The sequence below is a fragment of the Bacillus sp. MUM 13 genome (assembly GCF_001866725.1).
Lineage (GTDB): Bacteria > Bacillota > Bacilli > Bacillales > DSM-1321 > Peribacillus.
Genome location: NZ_MLYQ01000033.1, coordinates 21,904 through 40,366 on the forward strand (window position 1 = coordinate 21,904; position 18,463 = coordinate 40,366).

At 41.8% G+C, this 18,463-nt stretch carries 16 protein-coding genes and 1 other annotated feature; all 16 genes read right to left on the reverse strand.

Annotated features, from left to right (window positions below):
• Positions 1-20: 20 nt before the first annotated feature.
• The gene (gene rplW / locus BIV59_RS10265; RefSeq protein ID WP_170846124.1) at positions 21-308 is read right to left on the reverse strand and encodes a 50S ribosomal protein L23; all 288 of its coding nucleotides are present in this window, start codon (positions 306-308) and stop codon (positions 21-23) included.
• Entirely contained in the window at positions 305-928 is a 624-nt protein-coding gene (gene rplD / locus BIV59_RS10270) for a 50S ribosomal protein L4 (protein ID WP_071351393.1), read from the reverse strand. Before rplD ends, rplW begins: the two co-directional genes overlap by 4 nt.
• 26 nt (positions 929-954) lie before the next feature.
• A complete protein-coding gene (rplC, locus tag BIV59_RS10275; RefSeq protein ID WP_071351394.1) occupies positions 955-1,584 on the reverse strand; it encodes a 50S ribosomal protein L3 in 630 nt (209 codons plus the stop codon).
• A gap of 36 nt (positions 1,585-1,620) precedes the next feature.
• Positions 1,621-1,929: a 30S ribosomal protein S10 gene (rpsJ, locus tag BIV59_RS10280; RefSeq protein WP_019244375.1), complete on the reverse strand. Its 309-nt coding sequence runs from the start codon at positions 1,927-1,929 to the stop codon at positions 1,621-1,623.
• Between the two features lie 620 nt (positions 1,930-2,549).
• Positions 2,550-3,737, reverse strand: a complete 1,188-nt coding sequence (gene tuf / locus BIV59_RS10285; protein WP_071351395.1) for an elongation factor Tu — start codon at positions 3,735-3,737, stop codon at positions 2,550-2,552.
• Between the two features lie 118 nt (positions 3,738-3,855).
• Positions 3,856-5,934, reverse strand: coding sequence for an elongation factor G (fusA, locus tag BIV59_RS10290; RefSeq protein WP_071351396.1), 2,079 nt, complete (start codon positions 5,932-5,934; stop codon positions 3,856-3,858).
• 51 nt (positions 5,935-5,985) lie between these two features.
• Positions 5,986-6,456, reverse strand: a complete 471-nt coding sequence (gene rpsG / locus BIV59_RS10295; protein ID WP_071351397.1) for a 30S ribosomal protein S7 — start codon at positions 6,454-6,456, stop codon at positions 5,986-5,988.
• Positions 6,457-6,498: 42 nt separating this feature from the next.
• On the reverse strand, positions 6,499-6,921 hold the full coding sequence (rpsL, locus tag BIV59_RS10300; RefSeq protein WP_071351398.1) for a 30S ribosomal protein S12: 423 nt from the start codon (positions 6,919-6,921) through the stop codon (positions 6,499-6,501).
• A 102-nt stretch (positions 6,922-7,023) separates the two neighbouring features.
• Positions 7,024-7,272 (reverse strand): 50S ribosomal protein L7ae-like protein, encoded by a 249-nt coding sequence (locus BIV59_RS10305; RefSeq protein WP_071351399.1) that lies wholly within the window; start codon positions 7,270-7,272, stop codon positions 7,024-7,026.
• 203 nt (positions 7,273-7,475) lie between these two features.
• Positions 7,476-11,075 (reverse strand): DNA-directed RNA polymerase subunit beta', encoded by a 3,600-nt coding sequence (gene rpoC, locus BIV59_RS10310; RefSeq protein WP_071351400.1) that lies wholly within the window; start codon positions 11,073-11,075, stop codon positions 7,476-7,478.
• A 202-nt stretch (positions 11,076-11,277) separates the two neighbouring features.
• On the reverse strand, positions 11,278-14,853 hold the full coding sequence (gene rpoB / locus BIV59_RS10315) for a DNA-directed RNA polymerase subunit beta (protein ID WP_071351401.1): 3,576 nt from the start codon (positions 14,851-14,853) through the stop codon (positions 11,278-11,280).
• A 242-nt stretch (positions 14,854-15,095) separates the two neighbouring features.
• Positions 15,096-15,701, reverse strand: a complete 606-nt coding sequence (locus BIV59_RS10320; protein ID WP_071351423.1) for a class I SAM-dependent methyltransferase — start codon at positions 15,699-15,701, stop codon at positions 15,096-15,098.
• Positions 15,702-15,933: 232 nt separating this feature from the next.
• Entirely contained in the window at positions 15,934-16,299 is a 366-nt protein-coding gene (rplL, locus tag BIV59_RS10325; RefSeq protein ID WP_071351402.1) for a 50S ribosomal protein L7/L12, read from the reverse strand.
• Between the two features lie 57 nt (positions 16,300-16,356).
• Complete coding sequence (gene rplJ / locus BIV59_RS10330) at positions 16,357-16,857, reverse strand: 50S ribosomal protein L10 (RefSeq protein ID WP_071351403.1); 501 nt, start codon at positions 16,855-16,857, stop codon at positions 16,357-16,359.
• A gap of 38 nt (positions 16,858-16,895) precedes the next feature.
• Positions 16,896-17,041, reverse strand: a sequence feature (ribosomal protein L10 leader region).
• 46 nt (positions 17,042-17,087) lie between these two features.
• Positions 17,088-17,792, reverse strand: coding sequence for a 50S ribosomal protein L1 (gene rplA / locus BIV59_RS10335; protein ID WP_071351404.1), 705 nt, complete (start codon positions 17,790-17,792; stop codon positions 17,088-17,090).
• A 104-nt stretch (positions 17,793-17,896) separates the two neighbouring features.
• Positions 17,897-18,322 (reverse strand): 50S ribosomal protein L11, encoded by a 426-nt coding sequence (gene rplK, locus BIV59_RS10340; RefSeq protein ID WP_029282857.1) that lies wholly within the window; start codon positions 18,320-18,322, stop codon positions 17,897-17,899.
• Positions 18,323-18,463 lie beyond the last annotated feature (141 nt).

Genomic DNA, 18,463 nt, shown 5'->3' on the forward strand with positions numbered 1-18,463 from the left:
TTCCCTCCTTCTCTAATGAATTAAGCTTCAAATAGCTCGATTTCTTTGCTGTCAGCAGTTAATTTAATAATTGCTTTACGGCGCTTGTTTGTGTAGCCGGCATGTTTACCCATGCGCTTGAATTTACCTTTGTAGTTCATGATGTTAACTTTTTCAACTTCAACGCCGAAGATTTCTTGAACAGCATCTTTAACTTGAGTTTTATTAGCTCTAACATCGACTTCAAAAGTGTATTTTTTCTCAGCCATTAAGTCTGAAGAACGTTCAGTAATTACGGGGCGCTTAATGATATCGCGTGCATCCATTATGCAAGCACCTCCTCTACTTTTTCAACAGCTGATTTAGTCAAGATCAGTTTGCTGTGGGACACAACATCAAGAACGTTAAGACCGTTAGCTTCTACTACTGTAACACCAGGAAGGTTACGTGCAGATAAAGCAACTTTCTCATCTACTCCATCAGTTATAATTAGTGCTTTAGTGTCTACAGAAAGACCTTTCAGTACAGCTGCAAATTCTTTTGTTTTCGGAGTTTCGAAAGACAAGCTTTCAAGAACTAGTACGTTCTCTTCCAAAACTTTAGCAGATAAAGCAGATTTAATAGCTAGACGACGTACCTTTTTAGGCAGTTTGTAGCTATAAGTTCTTGGTGTAGGACCGAATACAGTACCGCCTCCACGCCATTGTGGTGAACGGATAGATCCTTGACGAGCGCGTCCAGTACCTTTTTGTTTCCAAGGTTTACGTCCGCCGCCTGCCACTTCAGAACGGTTTTTAACTTTATGGTTTCCTTGTCGCAAGGAAGCCCTTTGCATGATGATTGCTTCAAATAAAACACTATTGTTAGGCTCAATTCCAAAAATAGACTCATTTAGCTCGATATCGCCAACTTGAGAACCAGCTTGGTTGAACATTGTAACTTTTGGCATTCTAATGCTCCTCCTTTCTCGAAAAATTACTTAGCTTTAACTGCAGTTTTAACTTTAATTAAAGCTTTTCTAGGTCCAGGCACATTACCTTTGATTAATAGAAGGTTGCGCTCAAGATCAACTTTAACGATAGTTAGGTTTTGTACAGTGATTTGTTCTCCACCCATACGTCCAGGCAATAATTTACCTTTGAATACACGGTTTGGAGCAACAGGACCCATTGAACCCGGGCGGCGGTGGTAACGAGATCCGTGAGCCATTGGTCCGCGTGATTGTCCGTGGCGTTTAATAGCACCCTGGAAACCTTTACCCTTTGAGATTCCTGTAACATCAACTACATCGCCTTCGGCGAAAATATCAACTTTGACTTCTTGACCCATCTCATAATCAGTGAGATTTGTATCGCGGAATTCGCGAATGAAGCGCTTAGGTGCCGTGTTTGCCTTCGCAACGTGTCCTTGTTCAGGTTTGTTGGAAAGTTTTTCACGTTTATTTTCGTAACCGATCTGAACAGCTTCATAGCCATCAACTTCAACTGTTTTCTTTTGAAGTACAACGTTATTAGCTGCTTCAATAACAGTTACAGGGATAAGCTCGCCGTTTTCAGCAAATACTTGCGTCATACCGATTTTTCTTCCTAAGATTCCTTTGGTCATTAGTCACACCTCCTGAATATTAATTGTTTTTATATATTAAAGTTTAATTTCAATGTCAACACCGGATGGTAAATCCAAACGCATAAGTGAATCAACTGTTTGCGGAGTTGGATTAACGATATCGATTAGACGTTTGTGTGTACGCATCTCGAATTGTTCACGAGAATCTTTGTACTTATGAACCGCACGAAGGATCGTATATACAGATCTTTCTGTCGGTAATGGAATCGGGCCAGATACAGCCGCACCAGAACGTTTTGCAGTTTCTACAATCTTCTCAGCAGATTGATCCAGAATTCTGTGATCATATGCTTTCAAACGAATACGAATTTTTTGTTTTGCCATTATTTTCCCTCCTTTTCGCCTATTTTAGAAATAGACCTTCTCAATGGAAATTTCCCACACACCCGCCATGGCAAAGCGGCCGGGTGTGTCAGCAACCTTCCATATCATCGCAGTCAAAGACCAACATTGTCTATTATACATAAAGCACTATGAATTAGCAAGTAAAAACTTTAACCGATTCAATGTGCAACACACTTCTACTATTATACATACGCTAATGCATTTTATCAAGTAAATCTTTGCGTTTAATTAGATTTGTCCATTAGCTTCTATTATATAGAAAATATTAAGGCTGCATCTAAAAAATATGCATGCTATGTTTACAGACAAGAGCCATTAACACTGCACGAAGTGAATATCATTATTGTTTTTATGTATATGCCAGCTGATTTTTTAAATAGGATAAACTTTGAGGAATTTTGAATTGCGCCTTCCCCAAGGATCAACGCACATAAACACTTATATTAGAAAGTAACAGTCTGGCACATTCGTTCCAATTGAATTAATAATTCTCTTTAGCCGAACCTATTTAATATATTTGAACAAAACAAAAAGAGCAGATGGCGTCCCATCTGCTCTTTTTGTGAAAGGCGTCCCCTTCGATATAGGAATGTTTAAAATTACTCTTGGATTGTAGCTACTACTCCAGCACCTACAGTACGTCCACCCTCACGGATAGAGAACTTTGTACCTTCTTCGATAGCAACAGAAGCAATAAGTTCAACAGTCATTTCAATGTTATCGCCAGGCATAACCATTTCTACGCCTTCAGGAAGGTTGCAGATACCAGTTACATCAGTTGTACGGAAGTAGAACTGTGGGCGGTAGTTTGTGAAGAAAGGAGTATGACGTCCGCCTTCTTCTTTTGAAAGAACATAAACTTCAGCTTTGAACTTTGTGTGTGGGTTGATTGTACCCGGCTTAGCAAGTACTTGTCCACGTTGGATGTCTTCACGTGCAACACCACGAAGAAGGGCACCAATGTTATCGCCAGCTTCTGCATAATCAAGAAGCTTACGGAACATTTCAACACCAGTTACAGTTGTAGATTTTGCTTCTTCAGCTAAACCAACGATTTCAATTACATCGCCGACTTTAACTTGTCCACGCTCAACACGGCCAGTAGCAACTGTTCCGCGTCCAGTGATTGAGAAAACATCCTCAACAGGCATCATGAATGGTTTTTCAGTATCACGAGTTGGAGTTGGGATATACTCATCAACAGCTGACATTAATTCAACGATTTTTTCTTCCCATGCTGCATCGCCTTCAAGAGCTCTAAGAGCAGAACCTTTGATTACTGGGATATCATCGCCAGGGAATTCATATTCAGAAAGAAGATCACGAATTTCCATTTCAACTAGTTCAAGTAGTTCTTCGTCATCAACCATGTCGCATTTGTTCATGAATACTACTAGGTAAGGAACACCTACTTGACGAGAAAGAAGGATGTGCTCACGAGTTTGTGGCATTGGGCCATCAGCTGCAGAAACAACTAGGATACCGCCGTCCATTTGAGCTGCACCAGTGATCATGTTCTTAACATAGTCAGCATGTCCAGGGCAGTCAACGTGTGCATAGTGGCGAGTTTCAGTTTCGTACTCAACGTGTGCAGTAGAGATTGTGATACCACGCTCTCTTTCTTCTGGAGCTGCGTCGATTTGATCGTATCCACGTGCTTCAGCTCCACCAGCTTTAGCAAGAACAGTAGTGATAGCTGCTGTTAAAGTTGTTTTACCATGGTCAACGTGACCAATTGTACCGATATTAACGTGCGGTTTTGAGCGATCGTATTTAGCTTTTCCCATTAGGATATTCCTCCTTAAATTATATAAAAGTTTAAGTATATTACGGCTATGAAAACTGGGCAATCCCGTTTTCATAGCTTATATAAGTAGTTATACTTGATTAAAAGGCGAAAATCAATTATTCACCTTTATTTTTTTTGATAATTTCTTCAGAAATGCTCTTTGGTACTTCTTCATAATGGTCGAAGTGCATAGAGAATGTTCCGCGTCCTTGAGTGTTAGAACGTAGAGATGTTGCATAACCGAACATTTCAGATAGTGGAACCATTGCACGGACAGCTTGAGTGTTTCCGCGTGCTTCCATACCTTCTACACGTCCGCGTCTGGAAGTAATATCTCCCATGATGTCGCCCATGTATTCTTCAGGAATGACAACTTCTACTTTCATGATTGGCTCAAGAATAACTGGTTTACATTTAGAAGCCGCATTTTTAAGTGCCATTGAAGCTGCAATTTTGAAGGCCATTTCGTTGGAGTCAACGTCATGGTAAGATCCATCAAATAATTTAGCTTTAATGTCAACAAGCGGGAATCCTGCAAGAACACCATTGTCAAGGGAATCTTCTAGACCCGCTTGAACTGCAGGGATGTATTCACGAGGAACAACACCACCGACGATAGCATTCTCGAATTCGAATCCTTTTCCTTCTTCATTTGGAGAAAACTCAATCCATACATGTCCGAATTGTCCGCGTCCGCCTGATTGACGTACAAACTTACCTTCGACTTGCGCAGAGCCGCGGAAAGTTTCACGATATGCAACCTGTGGTGCACCAACATTAGCTTCAACTTTGAATTCACGGCGCATACGGTCAACAATGATGTCAAGGTGAAGCTCACCCATACCAGCAATGATGGTTTGTCCAGTTTCCTGGTCTGTATGTGCACGGAAAGTAGGATCTTCTTCTTGCAGCTTTTGAAGAGCGTTAGACATTTTGTCTTGGTCCGCTTTGGACTTAGGCTCAACAGAAAGTGAGATAACCGGTTCAGGGAACTCCATAGACTCAAGAATAACAAGATTCTTGTCGTCACATAGTGTATCACCAGTAGTAGTATCTTTCAAGCCTACTGCAGCTGCAATGTCTCCTGCGTGTACTTCAGAGATCTCTTGGCGACTGTTAGCATGCATTTGAAGGATACGTCCGATACGCTCACGTTTTCCTTTAGTAGAGTTGATAACATAAGAACCAGACTGCAAAGTTCCGGAATAAACGCGGAAGAATGTCAGTTTACCAACATAAGGGTCAGTCATAACTTTGAAAGCTAGAGCTGAGAATGGTTCGTTATCGTCTGAATGACGTTCCACTTCTTCATCTGTATCAGGGATAGTACCTTTGATAGCAGGTACATCTAATGGAGATGGAAGGAAGTCGATAACGTTATCCAGCATAAGCTGAACACCTTTGTTTTTAAATGCTGATCCACAGATTACAGGGAAAAACTCAACATTAACAGTACCTTTACGAATGCCTGCTTTAAGCTCTTCGTTAGTGATTTCTTCACCGCCAAGGTATTTTTCCATTAAGTCTTCGTCTAATTCTGCAACTGCTTCAATTAGCTTTTCACGGTATTCTTCAGCAAGTTCTTTATGCTCTTCAGGAATATCGCGCACTTCAATATCAGTGCCTAAATCGTTGCTGTAGAAAGTAGCTTTCATTTCAATTAAGTCAATGATTGCTTCGAAATCATCTTCAGCGCCGATTGGCAATTGGATAGGATGTGCATTTGCTTGAAGACGGTCATGAATGGTTTTAACTGAATATAAGAAATCAGCACCAATTTTGTCCATCTTGTTTACAAATACTATACGCGGTACACCGTAAGTAGTAGCCTGGCGCCAAACTGTTTCAGTTTGAGGCTCAACACCTGATTGTGCATCAAGTACTGCTACTGCACCATCAAGTACACGCAGGGAACGTTCAACTTCAACTGTGAAGTCTACGTGTCCCGGTGTATCGATAATGTTAACACGGTGGCCTTTCCATTGTGCAGTTGTTGCTGCAGAAGTGATTGTAATTCCGCGTTCTTGTTCCTGCTCCATCCAGTCCATCTGAGATGCACCTTCATGAGTTTCACCGATCTTGTGGATACGGCCTGTATAATAAAGAACACGTTCTGTCGTAGTCGTTTTACCAGCATCGATGTGAGCCATGATACCGATATTACGAGTATTTGCTAAGGAGAACTCTCTTGCCATTTGGTCTTTCTCCTTCCTAGTATTAGAGTATTTTTAAAAGCAGAGCCGATCTTACCAGCGGTAGTGAGCAAATGCTTTGTTAGCTTCAGCCATTTTGTGTGTATCTTCACGTTTCTTTACAGAAGCTCCAGTGTTGTTTGCAGCATCCATAATTTCGTTAGCCAAACGCTCTTCCATCGTTTTTTCTCCACGAAGGCGAGAGTAGTTTACTAACCAGCGAAGTCCTAGAGTAGAGCGGCGGTCAGGGCGTACCTCAACTGGTACTTGGTAGTTTGCACCACCCACACGGCGAGCTCTAACTTCTAATACAGGCATGATGTTTTTTAGTGCTTGATCAAACACTTCAATCGGTTCATTACCAGTACGTTCCTTAATAAGGTCAAGTGCTGAGTAAAGAATCTTTTGTGATTTACCTCTTTGTCCATCAACCATCATTTTGTTGATTAAACGAGTTACAAGCTTTGAATTATAAATCGGATCTGGCAATACATCTCTTTTTGTTACTGGTCCTTTACGAGGCATTACATTTCCTCCTTTCGAGAAAGTTCATATTTTTAGTTGTAATTATTTTTTCGGTGCTTTTGGACGCTTTGTTCCATACTTAGAACGTCCTTGCATACGGTTGTTTACACCAGCAGTATCAAGCGCACCACGAACGATGTGGTAACGTACCCCCGGTAAATCCTTTACACGTCCGCCGCGGATAAGTACCACGCTGTGTTCTTGCAGGTTGTGTCCGATACCTGGGATATAAGCTGTTACCTCGATACCGTTTGTCAAACGTACACGTGCATATTTACGCAACGCGGAGTTTGGTTTCTTTGGAGTCATTGTACCAACACGAGTACAAACACCACGCTTTTGTGGAGATGATACGTTAGTTTGTGCTTTCTTAAAGCTGTTGTAGCCTTTGTTTAGTGCTGGTGAATCTGATTTTTCGATCTTGGACTCGCGTCCTTTGCGCACTAATTGATTAATAGTAGGCATTTTTGTTTCCTCCCTTCACTTTTTCGTTCTAGTACCACACATCCAGGTGGTTCATAAATGAGCAAAAACAAAGTTCTTGCAAAAATATCTGCAAAAACAGTTTTACTTTTTAATGGCAACAGTTGCTGCTCCGACATCTATACCACATGCCTTACCCAGCATTCGCATCGAATCAACGTATGTGATTGGAACATTTAATTCTTTGGCTGTTTCTGCAACCCGGGCTGTCAAGAATATGTCAGCATCCTGAGCGATAAAAACTTCCTGAATCAAACTATTTTTAAGAGCTCTCACTGTTTGTTTTGTTCCTATAACCACTGACTTTGCCTGTAGCACTTTTTCATAAGACATGTTTCATATCCTCCAAAGTAACAGGGTTTTATAGGAGCACCTTTGCTATAGTATCACTACAACTAGTATACTGTCAACTTTCTTTTAGAAAAAAAACTCTAGCAAAAGATTTCCTTTTAATAAAAATAGCTAAAAGCAATGAATGGATCATAAAGAGAAAAGCTTCTCTTTATGATCATCATTTGCCATGTACCAGTTTTTATTTAATCTGCAGGCACTATTTCTTCGTCTGCAGTTTCTGTGAATACTGGCTGTGCTTTTCTATAACGCAGCATTCCTGTTCCTGCCGGTACTAATTTACCGATGATAACATTCTCTTTAAGACCAAGCAATTCATCACGCTTGCCTTTGATTGCTGCATCAGTCAAGACTCTTGTAGTTTCCTGGAAGGACGCTGCAGATAGGAATGAATCAGTTTCAAGTGATGCTTTCGTAATACCCAGTAATACAGGACGGCCAGTCGCAGGAATTTTACCTGTTAGAAGTGCCGCTGTATTCGCCTGTGTAAATTGGTGTACATCCAAAAGGGTTCCTGGAAGGACATCTGTATCTCCTGCATCAATGACCCTTACTTTGCGCAGCATCTGTCTTACCATTACCTCGATATGTTTGTCGCCAATTTCAACACCCTGCATACGGTATACCTTCTGTACTTCACGAAGCAGGTATTCTTGAACAGATAATACATCTGTTACTTTTAAGAGTTCCTTAGGATCGATGGAACCCTCAGTTAATTCATGACCGCGTCCGATATGCGAATCCACGGTAACTTTCAGGCGCGCTGTATATGGCGCTGTGTAAGTGCGGGATTCAACTGCACCTTGAACAACGATTTCCTGCTGTTTATCGCGAATTTCATTAATTGATACGATTGTACCCTCAATTTCAGAAATGATCGCTTGACCTTTAGGATTCCTTGCTTCGAATATCTCTTGAATACGAGGAAGACCTTGAGTGATATCATCACCGGCAACACCGCCAGTATGGAACGTACGCATTGTAAGCTGTGTTCCTGGTTCACCGATTGATTGAGCAGCAATGATTCCGACTGCTTCTCCAACTTCAACCTCTTGGCCAGTTGCCAGGTTGCGTCCGTAACATTTTTTACATACACCATGACTGGTGTTACATGTAAATGCAGAACGGATCCAAACTTGTTCAACGCCAACTTCTTCGATATAGATAGCAAGATCTTCAGTGATCAGGCCGTTTTCAGGTACGATTACTTCATTCGTTTCCGGATGCTTGATCGCTTTCCTTGCATGTCGGCCTATTAGACGTTCTTCAAGTTTTTCGATAACTTCTGTTCCATCTTTCAGGGCAGAAATCAGCAATCCGCGATCTGTACCACAGTCATCTTCACGGACGATGACATCTTGCGCCACGTCAACTAGACGGCGTGTAAGGTAACCTGAATCCGCCGTTTTAAGGGCTGTATCCGCAAGACCTTTACGCGCACCATGGGTGGAGATGAAGTACTCTAGAACTGTTAAGCCTTCACGGAAACTTGATTTAATCGGCAATTCAATAATTCGTCCAGCCGGGTTGGCCATCAATCCGCGCATACCAGCAAGCTGAGTGAAGTTTGATGCGTTACCACGCGCTCCGGAATCACTCATCATGAAGATCGGGTTGCGGCGGTGAAGGGAATTCATCAGTTTGGACTGAATGGTATCCTTGGCAGCGCTCCAAATTGAAATAACACGATCATAACGCTCATCTTCGGTGATTAGACCGCGTCTGAACTGTTTTAGAACATTATCTACTTTTTGCTGTGCTTCTTCGATGATCTGCTGCTTTTCGCCTAATACAACGATATCAGCCACACCAACCGTAATTCCAGCTTTGGTAGAATATTTAAATCCAAGGTCTTTCATACGGTCAAGCATTTTAGATGTTTCAGTAATTTTGAAACGTTTAAATACTTCCGCGATGATATTACCAAGTATCTTTTTCTTGAAAGGATCAATAATTTCCTGAGCCTTGATTACTTCCTTAATGTCTGCGCCTTTTTCAACAAAATATTTCTCAGGAGTTTTCACTTCCAAGTTTAATTTTGTCGGTTCATTAATGTATGGGAACGATTTAGGAAGAATTTCATTAAAGACAAGCTTTCCAACCGTAGTGATGAGAAGCTGCTTATTTTGTTCTTCTGTAAACGTCTCATTATTTAATGATGAAGCGTGTACGGCACAGCGGGAATGCAAATGAATATAGCCATTTTGATAAGCAAGCAGCGCTTCGCTTGTATCCTTGAAGACCATGCCTTCACCAATTGCATCTTCTCTTTCAAGGGTAAGGTAATAGTTGCCCAATACCATATCCTGTGAAGGAGTAACAACAGGTTTGCCGTCCTTAGGATTCAAGATGTTTTGAGCTGCCAGCATCAGCATGCGCGCTTCTGCCTGTGCCTCTGCAGATAAAGGAACGTGAACAGCCATTTGGTCACCGTCAAAGTCAGCATTGTATGCGGTACATACAAGAGGGTGAAGACGGATTGCCCGGCCTTCTACAAGTGTAGGTTCAAATGCCTGGATACCCAGTCTGTGAAGCGTTGGTGCACGGTTCAGCAATACCGGATGCTCCTTGATTACAGCTTCTAGTACATCCCAGATCTCAGGAGATAAACGCTCAATTTTGCGTTTGGCAGATTTAATGTTATGTGCCAAGCCTTTTTGTACCAATTCCTTCATAACGAAAGGTTTGAATAATTCAATTGCCATTTCCTTAGGAAGTCCGCATTGATACATTTTCAGGTTAGGGCCTACTACGATAACGGAACGGCCGGAATAGTCAACACGTTTACCAAGAAGGTTTTGACGGAAACGTCCTTGTTTACCCTTCAGCATATGTGACAGGGATTTCAATGGTCTGTTTCCTGGTCCTGTAACCGGACGTCCGCGGCGGCCATTATCAATTAAAGCATCTACAGCTTCTTGAAGCATACGCTTTTCATTTTGTACGATAATGCTAGGCGCGCCCAAATCCAAAAGTCTTTTTAGACGGTTGTTCCGGTTAATTACACGGCGGTACAGGTCATTTAGATCAGATGTAGCGAAACGCCCTCCATCCAATTGAACCATCGGACGAAGCTCTGGAGGAATGACAGGAAGCACATCAAGGATCATCCATGATGGCTCGTTACCGGAGTTACGGAAAGCTTCTAGGACTTCAAGGCGTTTAATAGCACGCGTTCTGCGCTGTCCTTGTGCGGTTTTAAGCTCTTCTTTAAGAGATTCGACCTCTTTTTCAGTATCGATGTCTTGAAGAAGCTTTTTAATAGCCTCGGCACCCATTGCAGCCTGGAATTTTTTTCCGTATTTTTCGCGGTATGCGCGGTATTCCTTCTCAGAAAGAAGCTGTTTCTTTTCAAGTGATGTGTCGCCTGTTTCAGTGACAACATACGATGCAAAGTAAATGACTTCCTCTAAAGCACGAGGAGACATATCAAGGACTAATCCCATTCGGCTAGGAATGCCTTTAAAGTACCAGATATGTGAAACAGGAGCAGCAAGCTCGATGTGCCCCATACGCTCACGGCGCACTTTTGCTCTAGTAACCTCAACTCCGCATCGGTCACAAACTACACCTTTATAACGTACACGCTTATATTTACCGCAATGACATTCCCAGTCTTTTTGCGGTCCAAAAATCCGTTCGCAGAACAAGCCGTCTTTCTCTGGCTTTAATGTACGGTAGTTGATTGTTTCAGGTTTTTTTACTTCACCATGTGACCAAGAACGAATCTTGTCAGGTGAAGCCAAACCAATCTTCATATATTCAAAATTATTAACGTCTAGCAAGGGGCCTACCTCCCTTTTGTTATCCAGGTTTTACCCTTATTGCTTGTATAGCCAAGCTCTGCCGAGATATTAGATGAGTGTCTATCAGACAAGATTGCTATTATCCTGTCAGACAGTATTTAAATTAAATGCTCCAACAGGCAGCCGGTGCCCCGGCAAAATGCAGGGATACCAGTAACTGCCCGTCAGTTCATATCATTAATTAGTTGTTGCCTGCGTTTTTAGCTCCTGCTTCAGAAGCAACCATATCTTTATCTTCGCCTTCAATGGACAAAGTATCCGATTGGTTAGGATCATCTTCATCTTCTAAATCACGCATTTCAATTTCACGGTCTTCTGCATTCATGATCTTGACATCCAATCCTAGACTTTGGAGTTCTTTTATCAATACTTTGAATGATTCAGGCACTCCAGGTTCAGGAACGTTTTCACCCTTGACGATGGCTTCATAAGTCTTAACACGTCCAACCACGTCATCAGATTTAACGGTAAGGATTTCTTGAAGAGTATAAGCAGCACCGTATGCTTCAAGAGCCCAAACTTCCATTTCTCCAAAACGCTGTCCGCCAAATTGCGCTTTACCGCCAAGAGGCTGCTGCGTAACAAGTGAGTAAGGTCCAGTTGAACGGGCATGAAGCTTATCGTCTACCATGTGGGCAAGCTTAATCATATACATGACGCCTACAGAAACACGGTTATCAAACGGTTCACCAGAACGTCCATCATAAAGAACAGTCTTGGCATCTCTCGCCATTCCAGCTTCTTCAATTGTAGACCATACATCTTCCTCACGCGCTCCGTCAAATACTGGTGAAGCTACGTGAATATTAAGTGCACGTGCTGCCATTCCAAGGTGAAGCTCAAGTACCTGGCCGATATTCATACGGGACGGAACACCAAGAGGATTCAACATGATATCAACCGGTGTGCCATCAGGCATGTAAGGCATATCTTCTTCAGGCAGTATACGGGAGATAACACCTTTGTTTCCGTGTCGTCCGGCCATTTTATCGCCTTCGTGAATTTTACGTTTCTGAACGATGTACACACGTGCCAGCTGGTTTACGCCTGGAGGAAGCTCATCTCCGTCTTCACGGTTGAATACTTTTACATCCAGTACGATACCGCCGCCGCCATGCGGAACCCGAAGTGATGTATCACGGACTTCACGTGCTTTTTCACCAAAGATTGCATGCAATAGACGTTCTTCAGCCGTAAGTTCCGTCACCCCTTTAGGAGTTACTTTACCTACTAGGAGGTCGCCGTCTTTTACTTCTGCACCCACACGTATGATTCCGCGCTCGTCAAGGTTGCGCAATGCGTCTTCACCGACGTTTGGAATATCACGGGTGATTTCTTCAGGTCCAAGCTTGGTATCACGTGACTCTGACTCATATTCTTCAATATGGATAGATGTATAAACATCGTCTTTTACAAGGCGTTCACTCATAATGATGGCATCTTCATAGTTATAGCCATCCCATGTCATGAAGGCAACGAGAACATTACGGCCAAGTGCCAGCTCTCCTTTTTCCATTGAAGGGCCATCAGCAAGGATTTCTCCTTTTACCACTTTGTCGCCGACACTGACAATCGGACGCTGGTTATAGCACGTTCCCTGATTGGAACGGATAAATTTAAGCATGCGGTATTTGTCAAGGTTTCCTTTAACTTCCTGTCCGTCAACCTCACTCACACGGCGCACCCATACTTCACGGGACTCTACATGTTCTACAATGCCTGGATGCTTGCATATTACAGCAGCTCCAGAATCCTTTGCAGAAACGTATTCCATACCGGTTCCGACACGCGGAGCTTCCGGCTGCATTAAAGGAACTGCTTGACGCTGCATGTTCGCTCCCATAAGCGCACGGTTGGAGTCATCATTTTCAAGGAAAGGAATACATGCTGTCGCAGCAGATACAACCTGTTTAGGGGATACATCCATGTAGTCAACGCGATCACGCGGAACTACAGTGTTTTCTCCCCTGAAACGGGCTACAACATCTTCATCAACAAATGAACCATCATCAGAAAGACGGACATTTGCCTGTGCTACAACATAGTTATCTTCTTCATCAGCTGTCAAATAGTCGATGCGGTTAGTGATTTTTCCTGTTTCCGGATCTACACGGCGATATGGAGTTTCAATAAATCCATAAGGGTTCACCTTTGCATAACTGGAAAGAGAGTTAATTAGACCGATATTCGGGCCCTCTGGTGTCTCAATCGGACACATGCGGCCATAGTGGGAGTAGTGAACGTCACGTACTTCAAAGCCGGCACGCTCACGTGTTAACCCGCCTGGTCCCAATGCAGAAAGACGGCGTTTATGAGTCAATTCTGCCAAAGGATTCGTCTGGTCCATGAATTGCGATAATTGAGAGCTTCCGAAGAACTCTTTAATAGAAGCAATGACAGGACGAATATTGATAAGCTGCTGTGGTGTAATTGTGTTCGTATCCTGAATCGACATTCTCTCGCGGACAACACGCTCCATACGGGATAAGCCGATGCGGAATTGGTTCTGAAGCAATTCACCGACAGAACGGAGACGGCGATTTCCCAAATGGTCAATATCATCCGTAATTCCGACCTGGTGCAGCAGGTTGAAGAAATAACTGATAGAAGAAATAATATCAGCAGGTGTAATGTTCTTCACCTGATCGGATACATAAGCATTGCCGATGACATTAATTACTTTTTCTCCTTCAGCATCATTTGGAGCATATATTTTAATAGGCTGAAGAAGAGTTTCCTCTTCTACTACCCCGCCTGTTGGATGATAGGTTTTAAAACCGATTCCCGCTTCGATATTTGGCAGGATTTTATCCAGATTACGGCGATCGAGCAATGTGCCTTTTTCAACGACAATTTCACCTGTTTCAGGATCAATTAACGTTTCAGCGATGCGCTGGCCAAACAAGCGGTTTTTAATATGAAGCTTTTTATTTATCTTATAACGCCCTACGTTAGCCAGATCATATCGTTTAGGATCAAAGAATCTGGACACCAAAAGACTCTTGGCGTTTTCTACAGTAGGCGGTTCACCCGGACGCAGACGCTCATAAATTTCGAGCAGCGCTTTTTCAACACTTTCAGTATTGTCTTTTTCAAGCGTGTTGCGGATATATTCATTATCACCGATTAAATCAATGATTTCCTGATCTGTACCAAAACCAAGCGCACGAAGCAATACCGTGATAGGCAGCTTTCTGGTGCGGTCAATCCTTACATAAACTACATCTTTGGCATCTGTTTCGTACTCCAGCCAAGCACCGCGGTTAGGAATGACAGTTGCGCTGTAACCGTGCTTGCCGTTTTTGTCCATTTTACCGTTGTAATATACACTTGGAGAACGCACAAGCTGTGATACGATAACACGCTCAGCACCGTTTATAATAAATGTGCCGGTTTCAGACATAAGAGGGAAATCGCCCATGAAAACATCCTGGTCTTTTACTTCCCCTGTTTCTTTATTTACAAGACGTACCTTTACACGAAGAGGAGCAGAGTATGTAACATCCCGCTCTTTTGTTTCTTCTACAGAGTATTTCGGGTCACCCAGGCTATAATCAATAAACTCAAGTGATAAATTACCTGTAAAATCTTCAATCGGAGAAATATCCTGAAACATTTCCCTAAGACCTTCGTCTAAAAACCATTGATAAGAAGCTGTTTGAATTTCAATAAGATTTGGTAATTCCAAAACCTCGCTAATTCTAGCATAGCTTCTGCGCTGGCGGTGTCGTCCATACTGAACAAGTTGACCTGTCAACAGATTCACCCCTTAAATCAAGCATTATAAGGATCTAATCATCTCTTGGACTTGTTAAATTCCAAAAGACAAAAAGAAAATGGTTTTTGTTTGAAAAAAACCACTATTACTCATAAAACGAACTATTATTTATATATTTTTTCCACATTATGCATATTTTATACTAAAAATGGTACAAAAATTGCATAGTTAAGGAATTATATATATGCATTATATAATACTAACATAGCCAAAAAACAGAGTCAAACTTTTTTAGATACAAGTATCCAATAGCCCTTTTTCTTTTCTGCTATCTCTGCATTACCAAAAAGCTGCTCCATTTTATCCATTGCTGATGGCGCACCCTGCTTTTTTTGAATGACAACCCGTAATTCGCCGCCAGTCACTAATTTCTTAAAACTTTCCTCGAAAATCTCATGAACAACCTTTTTTCCTGCCCTTATAGGGGGATTTGTTATTATAGCAGCAAACTGGGAGGATTGCACGTTTTCCAGCCTGTCACTTTCATAGATTTTCACATTGCTTATTCCGTTGGCTTTTGCGTTATCTTTAGCAAGTTCTAAAGCACGGTTATTGATATCTACCATTTCTACGGTTCTTTCCGGAAAAGAAGCTGCAATCGATAGCCCAATAGGACCGTATCCGCAGCCAACATCCAGGATATCCCCTTTCAGTTCGCTATCAAATTGAAAAGTTTCAATAAGAAGGCGCGAACCAAAATCAATATCATTTTTAGAGAATACGCCATTATCACTTTTAAAACGGAGTTTACGTCCTCTTAATGTATAATCCCAAAATTTCGGATTGCTTTCCACATCCGGATTTTGTGAATAGTAGTGGTCTGACAGAGTCATCTCCTCCTATCGGAAAGGAATAATTGAAGAAAATATGAGAGAAGATTTTTCAAGAAACGGAGGCGCGGATTCTTTATTTAACAAGAGAATTCCCTGTTGGCACCGCCTCAAGAATCCAGTTATTCAAACGGCCGCAATATCTAATCAGCCGTACAGACATGGAGAAAACAAGAAATGAAGCGAAAAAAAGCCCGCTAATATAAGCGAGCTTTTTTATCAAGCAACATTACTTAACTTCAACGTTTGCTCCAACTTCTTCAAGTTTACCTTTAACTTCTTCTGCTTCTTCTTTAGACACGCCTTCTTTGATAGCTTTAGGTGTGTTGTCAACAAGTTCTTTCGCTTCTTTAAGTCCAAGACCTGTGATTTCGCGAACAGCTTTGATAACTTTGATTTTTTGATCTCCAGCGCTAGCAAGGATAACATCAAATTCAGTTTGTTCTTCAGCAGCACCGCCAGCAGCAGCTCCGCCGCCCATTGCTACAGGAGCAGCAGCAGTTACGCCAAATTCTTCTTCGATTGCTTTTACAAGGTCATTTAATTCTAAAACAGTCATGTTTTTAACTGCTTCAATGATTTGATCTTTAGTCATTGTATAGTTCCTCCTAAAATGGTTGTTTTTTTAACATCAGCCGGTTCGGCTATTAGCTTACGCGCCTTGCTCTTCTTTTTGTTCTGCAACAGCTTTTGCTGCAAGAGCAAGATTGCGGATAGGTGCTTGAAGCACGCTTAGTAGCATAGACAGCAAGCCTTCACGTGATGGAAGATCTGCAAGTGCTTTAATTTCTTCAGCAGATGCAACATTTCCTTCGATAACTCCAGCTTTGATTTCTAATGCTTCATGTTTTTTCGCGAAATCGTTAAGGATTTTCGCTGGCGCAATAACATCTTCACTAGAGAACGCAATTGCATTTGGTCCTGTAAGAGATTCGTTCAAACCAGTAAGTTCAGCTGCTTCAACTGCACGGCGAGTCATTGAGTTTTTGTAAACCTTGAACTCAACGCCTGCATCACGAAGCTGTTTACGAAGTTCAGTAACTTCACTAACAGTCAGTCCGCGGTAGTCAACTACAACAGTTGATTGGCTTGCTTTAAATTTATCAGCAATCTCTTCAACGATTTGTTTCTTTTGTTCGATAACGCTGCTCATCCTTACACCTCCTATTGATTTGCTTGAAAACATTTATACCGTTTAAAGAAAAAGCCTTCATATCAAGCAGACATGAAGGCAGTAATTTCAAAAGTCATAGTCCTAAAACTATATTTATCGAATTACCTAGGCAGGATATTAAGCCAGAAGCCCCTGCTGTCTTCGGTACAAATGATATTCATTTATTAACACAAAACGTATTATATCAATAATCGTTTTGGATTGTCAAATTAATTTTTTACTGCTGTGAAAGAAGAAGGATCGACCTTCACGCCAGGGCCCATTGTAGTTGTTATAGAAACATTCTTCATGTAAGTTCCTTTTGCAGCTGCAGGCTTAACTTTCATCAATGTATCATAGATTGTTGTAAAGTTTTCAACCAATTTGCTGTCTTCGAAAGAAACTTTACCGATTGGAGCGTGGATATTACCAGCTTTATCAACGCGGTATTCTACTTTACCAGCTTTGATTTCGTTAACAGCTTTAGTAACATCAAATGTAACTGTTCCTGTTTTAGGGTTTGGCATTAAGCCTTTAGGTCCTAAAACACGTCCAAGTTTACCAACTTCACCCATCATATCAGGAGTAGCTACGATTACATCGAAGTCAAACCATCCTTGCTGGATTTTAGCGATGTAGTCTGTATCGCCTACGAAGTCAGCTCCGGCAGCTTCTGCTTCTTTAGCTTTTTCGCCTTTTGCAAAAACCAATACACGCTGAGTTTTACCAGTTCCGTTAGGAAGCACTACTGCTCCACGGATTTGCTGATCTGCTTTCTTAGGGTCTACGCCTAAACGGAAAGCCACTTCAACTGTTGCATCGAATTTTGAAAAACTAACTTTTTTAGCTAATTCAACAGCTTCAGCCGCTGAGTAAGCTTTTGAACTGTCAACTAGTTTAGCTGCTTCAAGATATTGTTTACCTTTTTTTGCCATGATATAAATCCTCCTAAATTGTGGTTTTAACGGAATGACCTCCCACGAATAAAGGTTGCGAGTATCAATCGCAACCTCGTAGAAACCAATAGCTTTTACATGGATTAGTCTTCGATGACAATACCCATGCTGCGTGCTGTACCTTCAACCATACGCATAGCAGATTCAACATTTGCTGCGTTTAGATCAGGCATTTTAGTTTCAGCAATCTCACGTACTTTATCACGCTTGACTGTAGCAACTTTGTTACGGTTAGGTTCACCAGAACCAGACTCAATTCCAGCCGCTTTTTTAAGCAATACTGCAGCCGGCGGAGTTTTTGTAATAAATGTAAATGAACGGTCTTCAAATACTGTGATCTCTACAGGGATGATAAGACCAGCTTGGTCTGCTGTACGAGCATTAAACTCCTTACAGAATCCCATGATATTAACACCAGCTTGACCCAATGCAGGACCAACCGGTGGAGCCGGATTAGCTTTACCAGCAGGAATTTGCAATTTAACCATTTTAATTACTTTTTTAGCCACGAGACACACCTCCTTATAAGTCCGTGATGTGGTAATAGGGTATTTACCCTCCCACTCATCGTAATTCTTTATATTGTGAATAAAGAATGTTTAGATCGTTAAGGTCTCATATGAAACATACTGACCTATGAAATTTTACCA